The sequence below is a fragment of the Epilithonimonas sp. genome, assembly GCF_032055105.1.
Classification (GTDB): Bacteria; Bacteroidota; Bacteroidia; order Flavobacteriales; family Weeksellaceae; genus Epilithonimonas.
In genome coordinates this window covers 149830-167397 of record NZ_DAMBRK010000007.1, presented here as the reverse complement: position 1 = coordinate 167397, position 17568 = coordinate 149830, and the positions used below count along the sequence as shown (strand labels likewise).

The 17568-nt window shown below is 32.2% G+C and carries 14 protein-coding genes; 3 read left to right on the top strand and 11 right to left on the bottom strand.

What is annotated here, in order from left to right; genetic code table 11:
- Positions 1-171 precede the first annotated feature (171 nt).
- From RTY06_RS08220 to rpiB, 3 genes are all read right to left on the bottom strand, one after another.
- Complete coding sequence (locus RTY06_RS08220; RefSeq protein ID WP_312824147.1) at positions 172-849, bottom strand: LysE family transporter; 678 nt, start codon at positions 847-849, stop codon at positions 172-174.
- Positions 850-1049: 200 nt separating this feature from the next.
- Positions 1050-3200, bottom strand: a complete 2151-nt coding sequence (gene rnr / locus RTY06_RS08215; protein WP_312824146.1) for a ribonuclease R — start codon at positions 3198-3200, stop codon at positions 1050-1052.
- 219 nt (positions 3201-3419) lie between these two features.
- On the bottom strand, positions 3420-3851 hold the full coding sequence (gene rpiB / locus RTY06_RS08210) for a ribose 5-phosphate isomerase B (protein WP_312824145.1): 432 nt from the start codon (positions 3849-3851) through the stop codon (positions 3420-3422).
- Between the two features lie 734 nt (positions 3852-4585).
- On the opposite strand from rpiB, the gene RTY06_RS08205 reads away from it, so the two are divergent.
- On the top strand, positions 4586-5776 hold the full coding sequence (locus tag RTY06_RS08205; RefSeq protein ID WP_312824144.1) for a phosphoglycerate kinase: 1191 nt from the start codon (positions 4586-4588) through the stop codon (positions 5774-5776).
- A 224-nt stretch (positions 5777-6000) separates the two neighbouring features.
- Here RTY06_RS08205 and RTY06_RS08200 read toward each other — a convergent pair whose 3' ends face one another.
- The 8 genes from RTY06_RS08200 to RTY06_RS08165 form a co-directional block, all read right to left on the bottom strand.
- Positions 6001-6822 (bottom strand): class I SAM-dependent methyltransferase, encoded by an 822-nt coding sequence (locus RTY06_RS08200; protein WP_312824142.1) that lies wholly within the window; start codon positions 6820-6822, stop codon positions 6001-6003.
- Between the two features lie 84 nt (positions 6823-6906).
- Positions 6907-8769: a tRNA uridine-5-carboxymethylaminomethyl(34) synthesis enzyme MnmG gene (gene mnmG / locus RTY06_RS08195; RefSeq protein WP_312824141.1), complete on the bottom strand. Its 1863-nt coding sequence runs from the start codon at positions 8767-8769 to the stop codon at positions 6907-6909.
- Positions 8770-8967: 198 nt separating this feature from the next.
- On the bottom strand, positions 8968-9384 hold the full coding sequence (gene ybeY, locus RTY06_RS08190) for an rRNA maturation RNase YbeY (protein ID WP_312824140.1): 417 nt from the start codon (positions 9382-9384) through the stop codon (positions 8968-8970).
- Between the two features lie 4 nt (positions 9385-9388).
- Positions 9389-11548, bottom strand: coding sequence for a patatin-like phospholipase family protein (locus RTY06_RS08185; protein ID WP_312824139.1), 2160 nt, complete (start codon positions 11546-11548; stop codon positions 9389-9391).
- Positions 11549-11551: 3 nt separating this feature from the next.
- Positions 11552-13996 carry a bifunctional UDP-N-acetylmuramoyl-tripeptide:D-alanyl-D-alanine ligase/alanine racemase gene (locus RTY06_RS08180; RefSeq protein ID WP_312824137.1) on the bottom strand — a complete coding sequence of 815 codons (2445 nt, stop codon included), beginning with the start codon at positions 13994-13996 and terminating at the stop codon, positions 11552-11554.
- Between the two features lie 6 nt (positions 13997-14002).
- Positions 14003-14305: a hypothetical protein gene (locus RTY06_RS08175; RefSeq protein WP_312824135.1), complete on the bottom strand. Its 303-nt coding sequence runs from the start codon at positions 14303-14305 to the stop codon at positions 14003-14005.
- Positions 14286-14606: a hypothetical protein gene (locus RTY06_RS08170; RefSeq protein WP_312824133.1), complete on the bottom strand. Its 321-nt coding sequence runs from the start codon at positions 14604-14606 to the stop codon at positions 14286-14288. The genes RTY06_RS08175 and RTY06_RS08170 overlap by 20 nt, the downstream gene beginning before the upstream one ends.
- Before the next feature lie 54 nt (positions 14607-14660).
- Positions 14661-15248: a thymidine kinase gene (locus tag RTY06_RS08165; protein ID WP_312824132.1), complete on the bottom strand. Its 588-nt coding sequence runs from the start codon at positions 15246-15248 to the stop codon at positions 14661-14663.
- Between the two features lie 123 nt (positions 15249-15371).
- On the opposite strand from RTY06_RS08165, the gene RTY06_RS08160 reads away from it, so the two are divergent.
- On the top strand, positions 15372-16550 hold the full coding sequence (locus RTY06_RS08160) for a hypothetical protein (protein WP_312824131.1): 1179 nt from the start codon (positions 15372-15374) through the stop codon (positions 16548-16550).
- Between the two features lie 63 nt (positions 16551-16613).
- On the top strand, positions 16614-17561 hold the full coding sequence (locus RTY06_RS08155) for a hypothetical protein (RefSeq protein WP_312824130.1): 948 nt from the start codon (positions 16614-16616) through the stop codon (positions 17559-17561).
- Positions 17562-17568: the final 7 nt, after the last annotated feature.

Here is a 17568-nt window from a genome sequence, read left to right as displayed (position 1 = left end):
AGTTATTTTGTTATTGCATAGGAATCTCATCCATTTAGATTCATACGAAATGACAAAATTGGGTTTATATGTTAACCGTCGATTTATGTTGAATCTGCAACCCGACTTGAACGATTGAGCCCTTCGACAAGCTCAGGATAAACTACAGGCGGATAAGTTGTCCAAATAATTCTACTTAATCTTCGGCTGCTGTTTTTCTGCTCGTTCTAATTTCTCGTCGAACTTGTTGAACTTTTTGAAGCTTTGAAGGAAAATAAAGAAACTGAATAATATCAAAATACAACCTACTGCTTTCCTTATTTTATTGGCTACTCTTTGATTAAGCTTATCGTGGAATTGCTTTGCTAAAAAGATTTTGGAAAGGTCTATAAGAAGATATGTTCCAATTACAATCCCAATGTAAAGGACAAAATCCTGAACTCTCGGATATTCTTTCCGAACAGAAAGAACTGTTACTAACCAAAAAAGAACAACACCAATGTTAAGTAAATTGAGTAAAAAGCCGTTAAGGAAGGTTTTGAAATAATTTTGATCGATGAGTTTTTCTTCGCCTTCGATATGCATTTTGGTTCTGGAAAGCAACATATAAATGGCATAAATCAAGATGAGAAACGCCGAAATCCGGTAAAATCCGGGATGTTTATCAATAAGACTTACCAAATCAGCGCTGGCGTAATAACTGACAACGATACAAAGTAAATCAGCAGAAACTACACCGATATCCAAAGCAATGGCATGTCTTGGACCGCGGGAAAAACTGGTTTCTATCAGTAGGAAAAAAATAGGTCCAATAAAGACCAAACTTAGCATTATTCCTAATCCGACAGCGTATAAAATGAGTTCGAGCATTTTTTTTTAAATTTCAGAACCGGCTGTAAAAATAGAGATTTAAAATTTAAGATACTCTGATAAATTGAAGTTAATATAACTTATCTCGCAGATTTTGCTAATTCAGCAGATTTTTATAGATATTCTAAATCTGTAAAATCAAAATAATCTGCGAGAGTTTTTCTAAGGTTATAAAATTGAATGTCAGTAAGAAATTAATTCTAATTGACAATCTTAAAATCCAACTGCTTTGCAATCAAATTAGCTTTCACTACCTTTATTTTTACCTCGTCTCCGAGCTGATAAGTATTGCCTGTTCTGGAACCAATAATCGCATAATTTTTTGCATCTAAAGAATAAGAATCGTCCACCAAATCGCGGAGTTTTATCATGCCTTCTGCCCCATTTTCTGGAATTTCTACCCAGAAACCATACTCTGCAACACCGGAAATAACGCCAGAGAAAACTTCGCCAACGTGGTCTTCCATAAACTTGACCTGCATAAATTTGATGCTTTCTCTTTCCGCTTCAGAAGCTAATCTTTCCATTGCTGAACAATGTTTTGCCTTCTCTTCCACTTCCTCTTTATTTGGCGATTTTCCACCGTCCAAATAATGCTGTAACAATCTGTGCGCAATCAAATCCGGATAACGACGAATGGGCGATGTAAAGTGCGAATAATATTCGAAGCCAAGTCCGTAATGTCCAATCGGGTCTGTGGAATAAACGGCTTTGCTCATACTTCTCATCGCCAGCGTTTCAATCATATTTTCTTCGCCTTTGCCTTTGACATCACTCAATAATTTATTCAAAGATTCAGCGACTTTTTGGGTATTTGCCAAGTCCATTTTGTAACCGAAAGTTCTTACGAAATCTCGCAAAGCGGTTAATTTCGCTGGGTCTGGGTCATCGTGAATCCTGTAAATGAAAGTGTTTCCAGTTGGTTCATTTCTTTTATTTAATGAAATAAATTCGGATACTTTTTTATTCGCCAAAAGCATAAATTCTTCAATCAAATGATTGGAATCTTTACTGACTTTGAAGTAAACACCAATCGGTTTGTTATTTTCATCCAGATTGAATCTTACTTCGCTCCTATCAAAGGTAATCGCACCATTTCTGATACGTTCCGCTCTCATTATTTTGGCTAATTTATCCAACTGAAGAATTTCCTCAACCAAGTCTCCTTCTCCAGTTTCGATTCTTTCCTGAGCTTCTTCGTAAGCAAATCTTCTGTCTGAATGGATTACCGTTCTACCAAACCATTGTTTATGGATTTTCGCATCTTCATCCAGTTCAAAAACAGCTGAGAATGTGAATTTATCTTCATTTGGGCGCAATGAACAAACATCGTTACTCAAAACTTCCGGAAGCATCGGCACTACTCTATCAACCAGATAAACCGAAGTTGCTCTGTTATAAGCTTCTTCATCCAAAATCGTCCCAAGTTTCACATAATGAGAAACGTCCGCAATGTGAACACCAATTTCCCAAAGTCCATTTTCTAATTTTCTGATAGACAAGGCATCATCAAAATCTTTCGCATCTTTAGGGTCAATCGTAAATGTTAAAATATCACGCATATCCCAGCGTTTCGCCACTTCATCTGCATTGATACTTCTGTCGATTTGGTCAGCATCGTGTTCCACTTCTGGTGGGAAATTGTAAGGTAAACCATATTCTGCTAAAATCGAATGAATCTCTGTTTCGTGGTCGCCAGGAGCGCCAAGAACAGTTGTGATTTCTCCTTCTGGATTCTTGCTTCCAGGCTTCCATTCCAGCATTTTTACGATGACTTTATCGCCGTCTTCTGCTCCATTAAAATGGTTTTTGGAAATGAAAATATCTGTATTAAGTTTCTTCTTATCCAAAACCACAAACCCGAAATCCTTGTCCGAAATCTTTTGGAAAGTTCCAACAAAAACCTCTTTTGCTCGTTCCAAAACTTCTACAACAGAACCTTCTAGTTTTTTGCCTTTGAAATTGTAAGTTACAATCAGGACTTTGTCGCCTTGTAGAGCGTCTTTCACATTTTTCTGATGGACGAAGATATCATCATTGATTCCTTCCACTTTAACATAAGCATTTCCGGATTGATTAAAATCTATAACACCTGTCAAAGTCCCTTCTATATTGAGGTTAACAATATATTTTCCTTTTTCGGTTTCTTTAATTTTCTGAGTTGCCAAGAGTCTGTGAAGTGCTTGAATTACAAGCTCTCTTTGTCTTGGATTTTTGTAATCTATACCTTCCGCAATCTGTTTATAATTGTAGATTTTGGAAGTTTTCTGATTCATAAAACGAATGATTTTCCTTCCGATATCCAGAAGTTTTTGGTCGTTTTTATGACTTGTATGTTTTTTGTTTTTCATTTGTTTCTAGTTATAATTCAACTACATTTATCAACAACAATAATAATCCCACAAATGGATTATTTTATTCAATAAATATATAATAAAAATAGGGGAGTTTTGGAAACCTTTGTATTAATTTATGGTTTCGTGAGAAAGAACTTTCTCTGTGAAATGCGTTGCAAAGATATAACTTTAAAAATAAAGCCTGTAATCTTAGCAATTACAGGCTTTTTATGCTTAGCAAAATGTGATTTTATCAACTCGGTTCTGATGTCTTCCACCTTCGAAATCTGTTGTTAGGAATTTATCTACAATCTCGAAAGCTAACTCTTTTGAAATAAATCTCGCAGGAATCGAAATCATATTCGCATCGTTATGTTGTCTTGCAAGAGAAGCAATTTCCGGCATCCAACAAAGTGCACATCTTATGTTCTGATGTTTGTTTGCCGTGATTTGAACACCATTTCCACTTCCACAAATCAAAATTCCTAATTCGTTTTCTCCATTTTCAACAGAATTTGCTGCTGGATGTACAAAGTCCGGATAGTCTACAGAATCAGTAGAGTAGGTTCCAAAATCCTGAACTTCATACTTATCTTCGAGGTATTTTTTTATTAATTCTTTGTATTCAAAACCGGCGTGGTCTGCGGCTATTGCTATCTTTTTCATTTTTATATACTTATTATTTTTAATGGTAAAATGGAATCGCTTGTCTGCGAATTCATTGTTTTTTTAATAATTCATTTATTTCAGTATAAAATTACTACATATTTTGAAATTGTTGTTACAATATTTTAATACAATTGATAATAATATTTTATATTAATTATATATATCTTAACTTAATTAATCCTATAATGTATAAAAAACAAACAATTTTCAATATTATTAATTAATATCTTATACTTTGTTAGAAATTGTTAGAAAACCTGTGGATAACTTCTTTTAAATATTTCTTTTAGTTTTTAAACAAATTTTGTAATGAAAATTGTTGACAAATATTTTAACAAAATTTTTAGAAAACTTTTATTGGAGATTCCCTTCATTTATCCGCAAGATGGTTTTGAAGAATGAGTTGATTTTACATTTATCAACAATTGTTAATAACATAATTAATCTATTGATTAAAAGAACATTAATAATGTTTAAAAAGTCTTAATTAATCTACATTTCTTGTGATAAAATATTCAAGATTTATTTATCCCCATACTCTCGTCTACAACAATATACTACATTCTTATTTTTTTTAAAAAGAAAAAAAAAGTTGTTTATGATTGTAAGAAAAGTTTGTGGAATTTTTTTGAGAATAAAATTTCCGAAAGGAGGGAATAAGTTTTAAATTTGTGAAACAAAGAGAGGAGGAGTGATTTCAAATCTCAATAAAAACCTTAAATATATTTTAAATGAAAACAATTAAAGATTTCGATTTTAAAAACAAAAAAGCTTTAATAAGAGTTGATTTCAATGTTCCTCAAGATGAGAATCTTAATGTGACCGATAATACAAGAATCGTTGCCGTAAAACCTACAGTTGATAAAATCTTGGCTGACGGTGGATCTGTTATATTAATGACACACCTTGGAAGACCAAAAGGAGAGGTGAATGACAAATATTCTCTTAAACACATTTTGAAAGAAGTTTCTAAAGTTCTTGGCCAAGAAGTGAAGTTTGTTGAAGAATCGGTAGGAGAGAAGGCTGAACAAGCTGCTGCTGAACTTCAGGCTGGAGAAATCTTATTATTGGAAAATCTACGTTTTCATAATGAAGAAGAAAAAGGTGATGAAGCTTTTGCAGAAAAGTTGTCTAAATTAGGTGAAGCTTACGTGAATGATGCTTTCGGAACTGCTCACAGAGCACACGCTTCTACAGCTGTAATTGCAAATTTCTTTCCTTCTACTAAATTTTTCGGTTTACTAATGGAAAAAGAATTAGTAGCGATTGATAAAGTTCTAAAATCTGGTGAAAAGCCTGTAACTGCGATACTTGGAGGTTCAAAAGTTTCTACAAAAATCACCATTATAGAAAATATTCTTCCTGCAATTGATAATTTGATTGTTGGTGGAGGAATGTCTTTTACTTTCATCAAAGCACTTGGTGGAAAAATTGGGCAATCTATTGTTGAAGATGATAAATTGAATCTTGCATTAGAAATTCTGGCTAAAGCAAAAGAACATAACGTAAATGTTTATCTTCCGACAGATGTTGTGATTGCTGATGATTTTAATAACGAAGCTGAAAGAAAAGTTGCTGACATTAGAGAGATTCCAGAAGATTGGCAAGGTCTGGATGCAGGTCCAAAATCAAGAGATATTTTCAATGATGTCTTGATGAATTCTAAAACTATTCTTTGGAATGGTCCAATCGGAGTTTTTGAAATGTCAAATTTTGCTGCTGGAACTAAAGCTTTAGGTGACAGTATTGCTGAAGCTACAAAATTAGGAGCTTTCTCATTAGTTGGAGGAGGAGACAGTGTTGCTTTCGTAAAACAATTTGGTTATTCTGATAAAGTAAGTTATGTTTCAACAGGAGGAGGAGCAATGTTGGAAAGCTTGGAAGGATTAGAACTTCCAGGAGTAGCTGCAATTAATAAATAGAAATTTACTTTTCCAAATAAATTTAAAAACCGACAAAAAAAATTGTCGGTTTTTATTTTCTCTATACTTGAATAAGTTTCAGTAAAAATTTTTTAAGCGATTCTCAGTGACTTTAATTGGAAATTAAAAATCATTGAAATTTTTTTTAAATTTTGTATTTATTAACAATTTTTAAACAAAATGTCTGAAAATTGGCTTTCAGAATTGTATCAAAAATCGATTTTCTATTTTTTTTCAATAATATATATCAAACTGGAAAATTCGGTGTTAAAAAGTGCTTTTACGTTAGAAATCGTTCCGTGAACTACAGCTTTTAGCCAAAAAAGAGGTGATTTCTTATATTTTTCACTCAACATCGAGATATAAAATGAATCGAGTAGGAGAGGTTTGATTTTTCTTAATTTCCAATCTGGATTTTTCGAAATCAAATTTTCCATTCCATTTTTTGAAAAATGATAGATGTGTCTCGGTACATCATACGCTGCCCAAAATTCTTTATAATGTTTCGCATCGTAAGAAGTTGGATTCGGAACGGCAATAACTAACAATCCTTTTTCTTTTAATTTTGAATGAAAAATATCTAACATTTCTTTCTGATTTTCGATGTGTTCGAAAACGTGCCATAAACTAATTGCATCTAAACTTTGATTTTCAATTGAATTTAAATCATCAATTATTTTAGCTTTTGAGATCTTATTAATTGCTGCATTTCTAGCATTTGAATTTGGTTCATATCCAAAAGTATGAAAATCATTTTCAATATATTTAACAAATTCTCCGGCACCGCAACCATAATCTAAAACATTTGAACCTTTTTTAATTCTATCTACGAGAATATTTTTCTTGTATTGAAGATTAAAAGACTGTAGAAATTTATAAAGTTTTTCTTTTAAACTTCCCGAATCCTGATGATGCGAAATATAATCTTCACTTTCATAATATCTTGAAATATTAGAAGGAATAGGGGAGGTTTTGAAAACTCCTTTTGTTTCTGTTTCTACAATTTCAAATTCTTCTTGTGTAAGAAAGTGGTCTTTAATTTTCATAAATTAATTCAAAGTTTTTAAACAAAAAGAACAATGAAAAATAACATTGTTCTTTGTAATGTTTCACGTGGAACATTTATAATTTTATCTTCCCAAGTATATTAAAAGTACATTAATATCTGCTGGCGAAACACCACTGATTCTTCCTGCTTGTGCAATAGTTTTAGGTTTTACTTTGCTCATTTTTTGTTTAGCTTCAGCTGAAAGAGAAGTGATTTTAGAATAATCAAAATCTTCAGGAATTCTAATAGTTTCTAATCTATTCAGTTTAGCCACATTTTCCTTTTCTTTCTCTATGTAACCTTTGTATTTGATATTGATTTCTGCCTGTTCTCTTACTTCATCTTTGTAAGTTGATGCTACATCTTTTATTGCCTCAATTGCTTCTAATCTTTCCAAAGTCATATTAGGACGAGTCAAAATTTGAGCAGCTCTGTAAGCTTGATCAACAGGAGAGGATTCAATGGTTTCAAGAATTGGATTAATAATTCCTGGTTTAAGAGAAGTTTCTCTAAGGAAAGTCTCTAATTCTTCACTTTTTGCTATTTTTTCTTCAACTTTTCTAAGTCTGTTTTCCTTAGCTAAACCAAGGTTGTAAGCTTTTTCAGTTAATCTGATATCCGCATTATCTTGTCTCAATAGCAATCTATATTCAGCTCTGGAAGTGAACATTCTGTAAGGTTCTTCAGTTCCTTTTGTAATTAAATCATCAATTAAAACACCTATATAAGCTTCATCTCTATTCAAAATAAATTCTCCTTTGTCGTGAACTTTATTATGCGCATTGATTCCTGCAATTAAACCTTGTCCTGCAGCTTCTTCATAACCCGTTGTTCCATTGATTTGACCAGCGAAATAAAGGTTTTCAACCAGTTTTGTTTCTAATGTGTGGTTTAGTTGGGTAGGAGGGAAGTAATCGTATTCTATGGCATAACCAGGACGGAAAACTTTTACATTTTCGAAACCTGGAATATGTTTCATCGCTTTGATTTGAACATCTTCTGGAAGAGAAGAACTGAATCCGTTAACGTAGATTTCCACAGTTTTCCAGCCTTCTGGTTCTACAAATAATTGATGTCTGTTTCTCTCAGCAAAACGGTTAATTTTATCCTCAATACTTGGACAATATCTTGGACCTAAACTCTGAATAGTTCCATTAAACATCGGACTTCTGTCAAATCCTTCACGTAAAATATCGTGTACAGTTTCGTTGGTATAAACGATATGACAGCTTAATTGTTTGGTTAACTTAGGTGTGTCTAAATAACTGAATTTCTGAGGATTTTCATCGCCTTTTTGTTCTTCCATTTTGGAATAATCTAGACTTCTTCCGTCCACTCGAGGAGGAGTTCCAGTTTTCATTCTACCAGCTTCAAAACCTAAAGAAACTAATTGTTCAGTAATTCCAAAAGCTCTTGGTTCTCCCATTCTTCCACCGCCTAATTGTTTGTCTCCAACGTGAATCAATCCATTCAGGAAAGTTCCGTTCGTTAAAACAACAGATTTAGCTTTAATTTCGATTCCAAGAGAAGTTATAACACCTGCAACTTTGTTATTTTCGATGATGAGTTGCTTTACCATATCTTGGAAAAAGTCAAGATTTGGCGTGTTTTCTAATGCTAAACGCCATTCTTCTGCAAACATCATTCGGTCATTTTGTGTTCTTGGAGACCACATTGCAGGACCTTTGGAGAGATTCAGCATCTTGAACTGGATTGCAGATTTGTCGGCAACAATGCCAGAATAACCGCCCATTGCATCTATTTCTCTTACAATTTGTCCTTTTGCAATTCCTCCCATTGCTGGATTACAGCTCATTTGTCCAATGGTTTGCATATTCATTGTAACAAGGAGCGTTTTTGAACCAAGATTGGCAGCAGCAGCAGCAGCCTCGCAACCTGCGTGACCAGCTCCAACTACAATTACGTCGTATATTTCGCTTATCATATTCTATATTTTAAAGGTAATGTTTCACGTGGAACATTGACCATAATATTGGAACTAGCCCCGATTGACTCAATATTATTTAATTATTTTTTTATTGAATCGTCGAAGCTCATCCTTAGCTTTGTAGCGGTTACCCCGCAACTAGCTTTGGAAAAAGCATTGGCGTGAGGAGTATGAGCGGAAAGCGGGATTAAGCTCCTAAAAATTTTTAAATTGATTGATATAAAAATCTTCTTTTGCTCGCATTTGTGTTTGTTCTTCCTCGGTTTTATCCTTGTATCCGCAAAGATGAAGAATCCCGTGAGCCAAAACGCGATTGAATTCTGATTCAAAGTTTTGAGATAGGGTAGAGGCGTTGTCAAAAATGCGCGGCAAAGATACGAAAATATCTCCCGAAATGGTTTTTCCCTTCACATAGTCAAATGTGATGATGTCGGTGTAATAATCGTGGTCGAGATAATCCTGATTGACCTTGAGAAGATATTCGTCGTCACAAAAGATATAATTGATTTCGCCGAGCTTCTTGTTCTCTGTTTGAATCAGGTTTTCTAGCCATTCAGAAGTTTTTGAATGGATTTCTACTTTGTCAATTTCTTCAAAAAAATAGTTTATCATATTTTTAAAACCAATGTCCTAAGATGACACTGAAAACGCCTTTATGTTTGTTAAGAGATTTACTGAAATTGATTTTTATCTGTCCAAATGGAGATTTGTAACCTGCAGTCAATCCAAGTGAACTATAATTAAGTTTTGCAGCTTCTTCGAATTTGATGGAGCTAAACATATTTGCTAAACTGAAATTACCAACTAAGAAATAGTTTTTACCAAATCTCAACTGAAAATCATTGGAAGCTATGAAAATATTATTATCAGTTAAAGAGCCGAATTGATAACCTCCAAATCTTTTGAAATTGACAATAGATTGTTCAAAAATTCCACCGACTCTATATTGATAAAAAGAAGGTAAAGTTTCTTCACCTATCGTGATTCCTCCATAAAGATTCAAACGGTAAGTGAACATCTTTGAAATAGAGAAATTCATTTTGATATCTGCTTTTATAGTAATTGGTTTTTTCTCTAATTCTGAATTGAAAAGGTCTATAATTTTTCCTTCTGCATTTAGGTAAAATCCTTTTGTTGGAAAATCTTTATCATTTTGAGTATCGCTTTTCAGAAATAGATATGGATTAAGGTACTTTTCTATGTTTTTGTTGGTACCGTTTCTTTCACTTTCAAAATAATCGTGGCTCAAACCTCCGCCAATTGCAAATTTATCTTTCCAAACAGATTGTAAAAAGACCTCATTTCTAAACCAATCCCAAGTTTCTGTGGTATTATTATCAAAGTTTTTGAGGTCAAAAGTCATCCCTGTAGAATAAATTCCAAAACCTGGAATGTAACCGTTATCAATAAAATAATTAAAATAATATCTAGGATTATCTCCAATCACAACATCTAATGACAAGTTTGAATTTCTAAAAAGAAGACGTTTCGCAGAATAATTAAGTAACAATCCTGTCTTAAAAACTTCGTCATAATGAAGTCCAAATTTCAAAAAATGGCGAGAATCGTCTTCGGTTACATATAATTTAAGATAACTTCCATTATTTTCCTGAACGATGTCGTAATTGATAAATTTATAATTGTTGGTTGCATACAGTTTATCAATCATCTTATTGATGCTTCCATAAGTCTGCATAGAAGGCAAAGTAAGCCCCATTTTTCCACGAACATAGTTGGACTTATAAATTCTGCCATTTTCCACCACAAGACTGTCTATTTTGTAAACGCTGGAATAGATTTGATTGATAGAAGACCTTACTCTTTGGAAATGACGTTTGGGTAATTCGTTTAAAATATCAACATATTTTTGAGCTTCTACATAACCGCTGTCAAGGATTTTTCGTTTGTCATCGTAACTTGTAGCAGTCATTCCTGTGAGGTTCGGTTTGATATTGATATCGGTGTATTTATATTGATTTTTCGTTTCTTTTTGAATCCCGAAGTCGATAATTTGATTAAGGATAGAAATAATATTGTTAAGGTTTCCACGCTTTGCTAAAGGTTGATTAAGGTCAACGCCAATCACGATATCAATTCCTTTATCTTTCAGAGGTTTTGAAGGAAAATTAACTGTCATTGCGCCGTCAACATAAAGACTATCTCCAATTTTTACAGGGTCTAAAAGCGAAGGAAAAGCAGAGCTAGCCATAATAGATGAAACCAAATCTCCCTTTTCAAAAATCTTCATTTCACCACTTTCAAGATTGGTTCCAATACACATAAAAGGAATAGGAAGTTTGGAAAAATCATCAATATTGGAAACATTTCTAAGCAATTCTTTCAACATATAAACATTTCTCTGTCCTGTACTAATGGAAGAAGGAAAAGAAATTTTTCCATTTTTAAAAGGAACTGTGAACAGATATTTGTCAACATTTTTATTGAAAAAACTCGTTTCCTGTCTTGTTTTAGTCTCCGTTATCAAAGAATAGAAATCCGTATCCATAACGATTTTCTCAATATCTTTACCTGTGTAGCCGGAAGCGTATAAACCGCCGACAATCGCACCCATACTTGTTCCAGAAATATAATCGATTTTAACACCTAGAGAATCCAAAACTTTCAGAACTCCAACGTGAGTGAAACCTTTTGCGCCTCCTCCAGAAAGCGACAAACCAATCTTAGGATTTTTTGGAATGACAAGATTTTCTTTTACCTGAGGATAACTCATCAGATAAGCTAAAAATGAAATCAGATAAAAGAGTTTCTTAATCATTTGCTAATTTTTTATATAGATTCTTTTGACTCTCGGAGAAATCGAAGTTAATACTTCATAAGTAATTGTACCACAATATTTTGAAAATTCTTCAAGAGTAGGATTTGAATTAAAAATCGTTACAGAATCGCCTTCTTTTGCAACAACATTATCCACATCAATCATCATCATATCCATACAAATACTCCCGACAATTGGACTGAGTTTATTATTAATCCCAACATTTCCAACTTTATTTCCAATCAATCTTGGAATTCCATCAGCATAACCAACGGGGATTGTCGCAATTTTGGTATCGTGTTCAGCTTTGAATCTTCTGCTATAACCAACCGATTCTCCAGTTTTTACTTCCGAAATTTGAGAAATTACAGTTTTAAAACTAACCGAATGTTGAAGTTGTTTTTTAATTTCAGGATTTGATGTTTCTCCAATCATTCCAATTCCAATTCTTACCATATTGTATTGATAATCAGTATAATTGGTAATTCCCGAGGAATTAAGAATATGTCTGATTGGCTGATAACCCAATTTATCAATCAAATAACTTGAATTTTTTTCAAATGTCTTTAATTGATTCAAAGTAAATTTTTTTTCTTCAGGTATATCAGATGAAGATAAATGACTGAAAATACTCTGAACTTTTACATTCATTAAGTTTAATTTTTCAGTTAATTCATCTAATTCAAAATCCTTAAAACCAAGACGATGCATTCCTGTTTCCAATTTGATATGAATCGGATATTTCTGTTGATTTCCAGATTTTATCAATTGTTCATTGAATAATTCTAAAACCCGAAGACTGTAGATTTCCGGTTCCAGATTATATTCTATAACGCTGTCGTAGCTGTGCTGTTCAGGATTCATCACAATAATTGGCGTTGTAATTCCTTTCTTTCTTAATTCAACACCTTCGTCAGCAAATGCAACACCAAGATAATCAATATGATGATGCTGAAGGAATTCAGAAATTTCATAACTTCCTAATCCATAAGCATTTGCTTTTACCATTGCCATCATTTTGGTTTCAGGTTTTAGCAGAGATTTATGGAAATTAATGTTATGAAGAATTGCATTGAGATTGATTTCAAGAACTGTATCATGTTTTCTAAGCTCAAGAATTTCTTTGATTTTTTCAATCTCAAATTTTCTGGCACCTTTTAGAAGAATAACTTGATTTTCTAAATCATTAATTACTTTACTTTCAATGAATTGATTCGTATTATTAAAAGTAAAAGTTTCAGAATTAAATAGTTTATAAAACGAGCTAATTTCTTCACCAATCAAGAAAACTTTATCGAATTTTTGTTCATTAACCAGCTCAGAAACCTCAGAATATAATTCTTCAGAATTCTCATTAGAATCCAGAATATCTGTAAGAATCAGAGATTTTTTAGGTTTGTTATATTCGCCGATAAACTGGAAAGCAATTTTCAAAGAATCCAAATCCAAATTATAAGAATCATTGATAATCAGATTGTTTCTAATTCCTTCGATGCTTTCAAGACGCATTTCAATCGCTTTGAGTGCATCGATTTTTTCTTTGATTTGAAGATTTGAAAGTTTAAATTCTTTCAAAATTCCAATCAAAGCTAAAACATTGGTTAAAGTCGCTTCATCTCTTTGATTGATTGGCAAAGAAAATTCTTCATCAAAATATTTGATTTTAATATCCTGAGTTCGGTCATTAACATCAGAAATTATAGTAATATCATTATTAATTTTTAATCCATATGATATTAATTTTTTACTTGAGTATAATTGATTTATTAATTTGTCTGTCAATTCGTTATCAGAATTAAAAAATATTACTTCTGATTGTTTGAACAGCTTTAGTTTTTCATTAATTAATTCTTCTTCAGAACTGAAATTTGCCGAGTGAGCGGTTCCAATATGTGTCAATAATCCAATCTTTGGATGGAAAACATTTTCCTGTTTTTCCATTTCGTCAGGCTTGGAAATTCCAACTTCGAAGATTCCTAACTCGTGCTTTTTATCAATTTGTAACAATGATAATGGCAAGCCTATTTGAGAATTAAAACTTTTCGGGCTTTTAACCGTAACAAACTCATTATAAAGACATTGATAAAGCCATTCTTTCAGAATCGTTTTTCCGTTACTTCCCGTAATTCCAATCGAATTGATATCAGAATGTTCAAAATGATATTTGGCAAGCGTTTGTAAAAACTCAACGGAATTTTTTGTAATGATTTGATTGATAGAAGAATTATCAATTTTATTTTCAGTAATAATCGTATCAATTCCTTTTTCTATAACAATTTCTATATATTTCTGTCCAGAATTTTTTTTGGTGCTTATCGCAAGAAACGCAGTATTTTTTGTAGAATAAATCGTTCGGCTGTCAAACGCCAAATTTTTGATTTTGATATCTTGATTTCCAATCACTTCAGAATTGGTAATTTCTGCAATTTCTTTTGCTGTATAATTCATTTGATTTTATAAATCGTCTATTACGAATTTTTTATCTTCATCCTGATAATTGTTATATAACCGTAATATTTTCAGATATTTAGATTCTAATTTATATATCAGAGTTGTTTGTTCTGTAATCAGAAGTTTGTTATAATTTGGAAATTTTTCCAGCTTTTGGAAAGTTACTTTTTTATCCAAAATCAATCCGATTTTATGATTGAGAATATTCATAAAATTTTGATATTCCCGAAAAGTGAATCTATTCCCGATATAATCTTCTATTTGCTCAAGGTCTTGAAGAGCAAACTTAGACCACCTTATTTCCATACTTTTTCAAAAATCGTTCTTCGGAAAGTTTCATTACATCATCGTGGGAAAAATAGATTCCATTACTGAAATCTTTTTCAGCTTCTTCCAAAGTTTGTAAAAGAGAAGTTTCCGGGTCGATAATTTCCGCAATCTTGAGCAACTCTTCCGGATTGAATTTCTTTTCCTTCATTTTACGGAAAAATGTAGGTTCAGAAATCCCGCTTTTCTCAATGATAAATTTGATTTTAAAAGGAGAATTCTTCAAAATCTCATCAATCGAATTGCTTATTTTAATATAATTTTTAATTTCTAATATCATTTTGTGAGAGTTTTTACTATTAAAATTTAAACAAATTTAATTAAAATAATGATATTAATCTTTAGCTTTCAAAACTTCATCCACAAAAACTCTTCTGCTCACTGCATCATAAGCTTCGGTTTCTCCAAGTTCCACCAATTCCTTTCCTGCAGAAGTTCTCATCGAATAATTGGCAAGATTTCCGGTTCTTTTACAAATGGCGTGCACTTTGGTCACATATTCTGCAGTTGCCATCAGATTTGGCATTGGTCCAAAAGGACGGCCAAGAAAATCCATATCCAATCCGGCAATCACAACTCGTATTCCGTTGTTTGCTAATTGATTGGCTACGTCAACAATGCTTTCATCAAAAAACTGTGCTTCATCTATCGCAACAACATCACAATTAGAGCCCAACAAAAGAATCTCGGAAGGACTTTCCACAGCTGTACTTCGGATTTTCGTCTGATTATGCGAAACGACATCTTCATCAGAATATCGCGTATCAATTTTCGGTTTGAAAATCTCGACATTCTGGCCAGCCATTTCTGCGCGACGAAGTCTTCTGATCAGTTCTTCCGTCTTTCCGGAGAACATAGAACCGCAGATAACTTCCATCCAACCGCTTTGTTTGGAATGATTAATTGTATTTTCTAAAAACATTATTAATTTAGCAAAAAATTGTTTTAAAATTATAAAAGAAAAACTTGATGAAACCTTTTTGGGAACAAAATTGTTCTTAAATTTATAAGCATCAAATTTAAGTAAAAATTAATAAGATATATTATGCAAAATTGGCGGGAATCATACGATAAAGTTTTCGAAGAGATAAAGAATCTTTTGTCAGAATTATCAAAATCTGATACTTACGAAGATATTTTGATGAAGGAAAATGAAATCAATCAGTTATATCAAAAATTTTCTTTTCTTAAAGTTTCTCAGAATTTTGAGTTTTCGTCAACTGAAATTGAACCTTTGCAAATTATTGAAAATCAATTAACAAACTCTGATTCAAATTTAATTTCTGTAGAAGATTTTGAAGAAGAAAATAAAGTGGCGGAAATTGTAGTTGAAGAAACAGAAGTTCACGATATTTTTGATGACGTTCCGGAAGTAGAAGAAGTTCATTCTTTTGAAGAAATTGATGCTCAAGAAGATTTGGTTGAAGAACCGGTTTTGGAAAATGAAGCTTTAAATGAAATCGTTGAAGTTCAAAATGAAGAACAAATAGAGGAAGTAATTTCTGATATTTTGACTCCAATCAATGTGACGGAAGAAATTATCAATGAATCTCAAGAAACAATTGAAGCTGAAACTCCTGAAGAAATTCTTTTGGAAGAACCAACGGAGAAATTGGAACCAATGCAAGACAGTCAGTTTTCTTTTGCAATGACAAAAGAACAACCAATTGCTCAAGTTTCAAATGATGATTACGAAGCTCGATTAGCAGAAAAAGAAGCTAAGTTGAAAGAACTTGAGGAAAATAGAAGAAAAATTGTAGAGTTTTCGAAAGAAAATACCCAACCTAAAGAAAAAACTCAGGAAGTTTACGAATCTCAAACTCAAGAAGAATCTCACGATAAGAAATTCAAATTGGCTCATATCAAAGGTTTGAAAATTGCAAAATCTTTGTTTGATGATGACCATTTGGAGGAGGAAGAAAAACCTGTTCCGGTTCAAACCTCCGGAAGTCTTCTGAAAAATAATGTGCCGACAGATTATATGGAGGCACCGAAACCAAAACCGGAATTCAAGCTTGATTTGAATGACAGAATTGCTTTTTCTCAACATCTTTTCGGAGGAAGTCAAAGTGAACTAAATCAAGTAGTTGCTGTTCTAAATTCTTTTACTTCTGTTGAAAAAGCTCAGGAATTTTTGAGCGATATCTATTACGAAAGAGATTGGAAAAAGGCAGATTCTTACGCGCAGAGATTGTGGACTTTGGTTGAAAATAGGTTTTTGTAGATTGTTGTATCCAAATACACTTCCTGTTTAGAAAATAACTCACAACAAAATTGAAAAAAATAAATGAGTCAAAGTATTGCTGGAATATGTGTCAATAAAGGATTTGATATTGATGGTTTTGATTTGGGAGAAGATCTTGAATTTCTATGGCAATTTCAAAAAAAAGTTTCTCCTGAAATCGCATTTGAAAAAAATAAAAAAGAAAAGTTCTATGATGTTTGTTTCTTAGAAAATGCAACTTTAATTCTAACCGAATTGGAAACAGGAATGTGGGGACGAACTTCTAAAAAATATGAAGTTTTTTCTTTTGTTATCCAAGAATCTACAATGAGTTTTAGTTTTAAATGGAGTTTAAATTCTGATTTTGAACAAAGATATTTCCGTGTTGAAAATAATAGTATTGATGAAGAAGTTTCTGGTGGAGAAAAATTAGCTATTGAAAATTTGTATGAAGATTATACAGAATTGATAGAAGCACAAATAAAAGAAACAACAGGATTCTCACTTAAAGATTTTTCAGATAAAGAATTTTACAGATTCAAATGGGTGGGTTGGGAAGTTTTATCAAAAGATATTGATTATGTTTTAAGAAGTGGATATTTCTACAAGTATTTTGGAGGAGAATTGATTGCAAATTATACTCAAGAAGACCAAATAAGACTTTTTGAATTATTTCATAAATATGCGGTCGATAATAATATAGACGTTTATCATTATATGACTTATGGTAACTCTGAAGGAATAATGCCTGTAGAAACTATATTCAAAACAAATTATCACGATGTAATAAAAATATTGCTCAAGAATCCTGAAACAGAATTGGTTGTAAAAAAACATTACACAAAAAATCAATTAGATTGGTTGTTTTGTATACATCAAAATGATGAAAAAAGATATAATGAAATACTTAATGACCATTTAAAGATTGAAGAAAATATTATTTTGAGTGAGATATTTCAAGAAAAAAAATCAAAGAAAAAATTGAATAAATGGTGGGAGTTTTGGAAATAAATATATT

Bases quoted from the DNA above. Each gene is read 5' to 3' on its own strand.
- RTY06_RS08185 (WP_312824139.1), bottom strand. From the start codon at position 11,548: ATGATTAAGAAACTCTTTTATCTGATTTCATTTTTAGCTTATCTGATG.
- RTY06_RS08155 (WP_312824130.1), top strand. From the start codon at position 16,614: ATGAGTCAAAGTATTGCTGGAATATGTGTCAATAAAGGATTTGATATT.
- RTY06_RS08175 (WP_312824135.1), bottom strand. From the start codon at position 14,305: ATGGAAATAAGGTGGTCTAAGTTTGCTCTTCAAGACCTTGAGCAAATA.
- ybeY (WP_312824140.1), bottom strand. From the start codon at position 9,384: ATGATAAACTATTTTTTTGAAGAAATTGACAAAGTAGAAATCCATTCA.
- RTY06_RS08170 (WP_312824133.1), bottom strand. From the start codon at position 14,606: ATGATATTAGAAATTAAAAATTATATTAAAATAAGCAATTCGATTGAT.
- RTY06_RS08165 (WP_312824132.1), bottom strand. From the start codon at position 15,248: ATGTTTTTAGAAAATACAATTAATCATTCCAAACAAAGCGGTTGGATG.
- RTY06_RS08220 (WP_312824147.1), bottom strand. From the start codon at position 849: ATGCTCGAACTCATTTTATACGCTGTCGGATTAGGAATAATGCTAAGT.
- rnr (WP_312824146.1), bottom strand. From the start codon at position 3,200: ATGAAAAACAAAAAACATACAAGTCATAAAAACGACCAAAAACTTCTG.
- mnmG (WP_312824141.1), bottom strand. From the start codon at position 8,769: ATGATAAGCGAAATATACGACGTAATTGTAGTTGGAGCTGGTCACGCA.
- RTY06_RS08200 (WP_312824142.1), bottom strand. From the start codon at position 6,822: ATGAAAATTAAAGACCACTTTCTTACACAAGAAGAATTTGAAATTGTA.
- RTY06_RS08180 (WP_312824137.1), bottom strand. From the start codon at position 13,996: ATGAATTATACAGCAAAAGAAATTGCAGAAATTACCAATTCTGAAGTG.
- RTY06_RS08205 (WP_312824144.1), top strand. From the start codon at position 4,586: ATGAAAACAATTAAAGATTTCGATTTTAAAAACAAAAAAGCTTTAATA.
- RTY06_RS08160 (WP_312824131.1), top strand. From the start codon at position 15,372: ATGCAAAATTGGCGGGAATCATACGATAAAGTTTTCGAAGAGATAAAG.
- rpiB (WP_312824145.1), bottom strand. From the start codon at position 3,851: ATGAAAAAGATAGCAATAGCCGCAGACCACGCCGGTTTTGAATACAAA.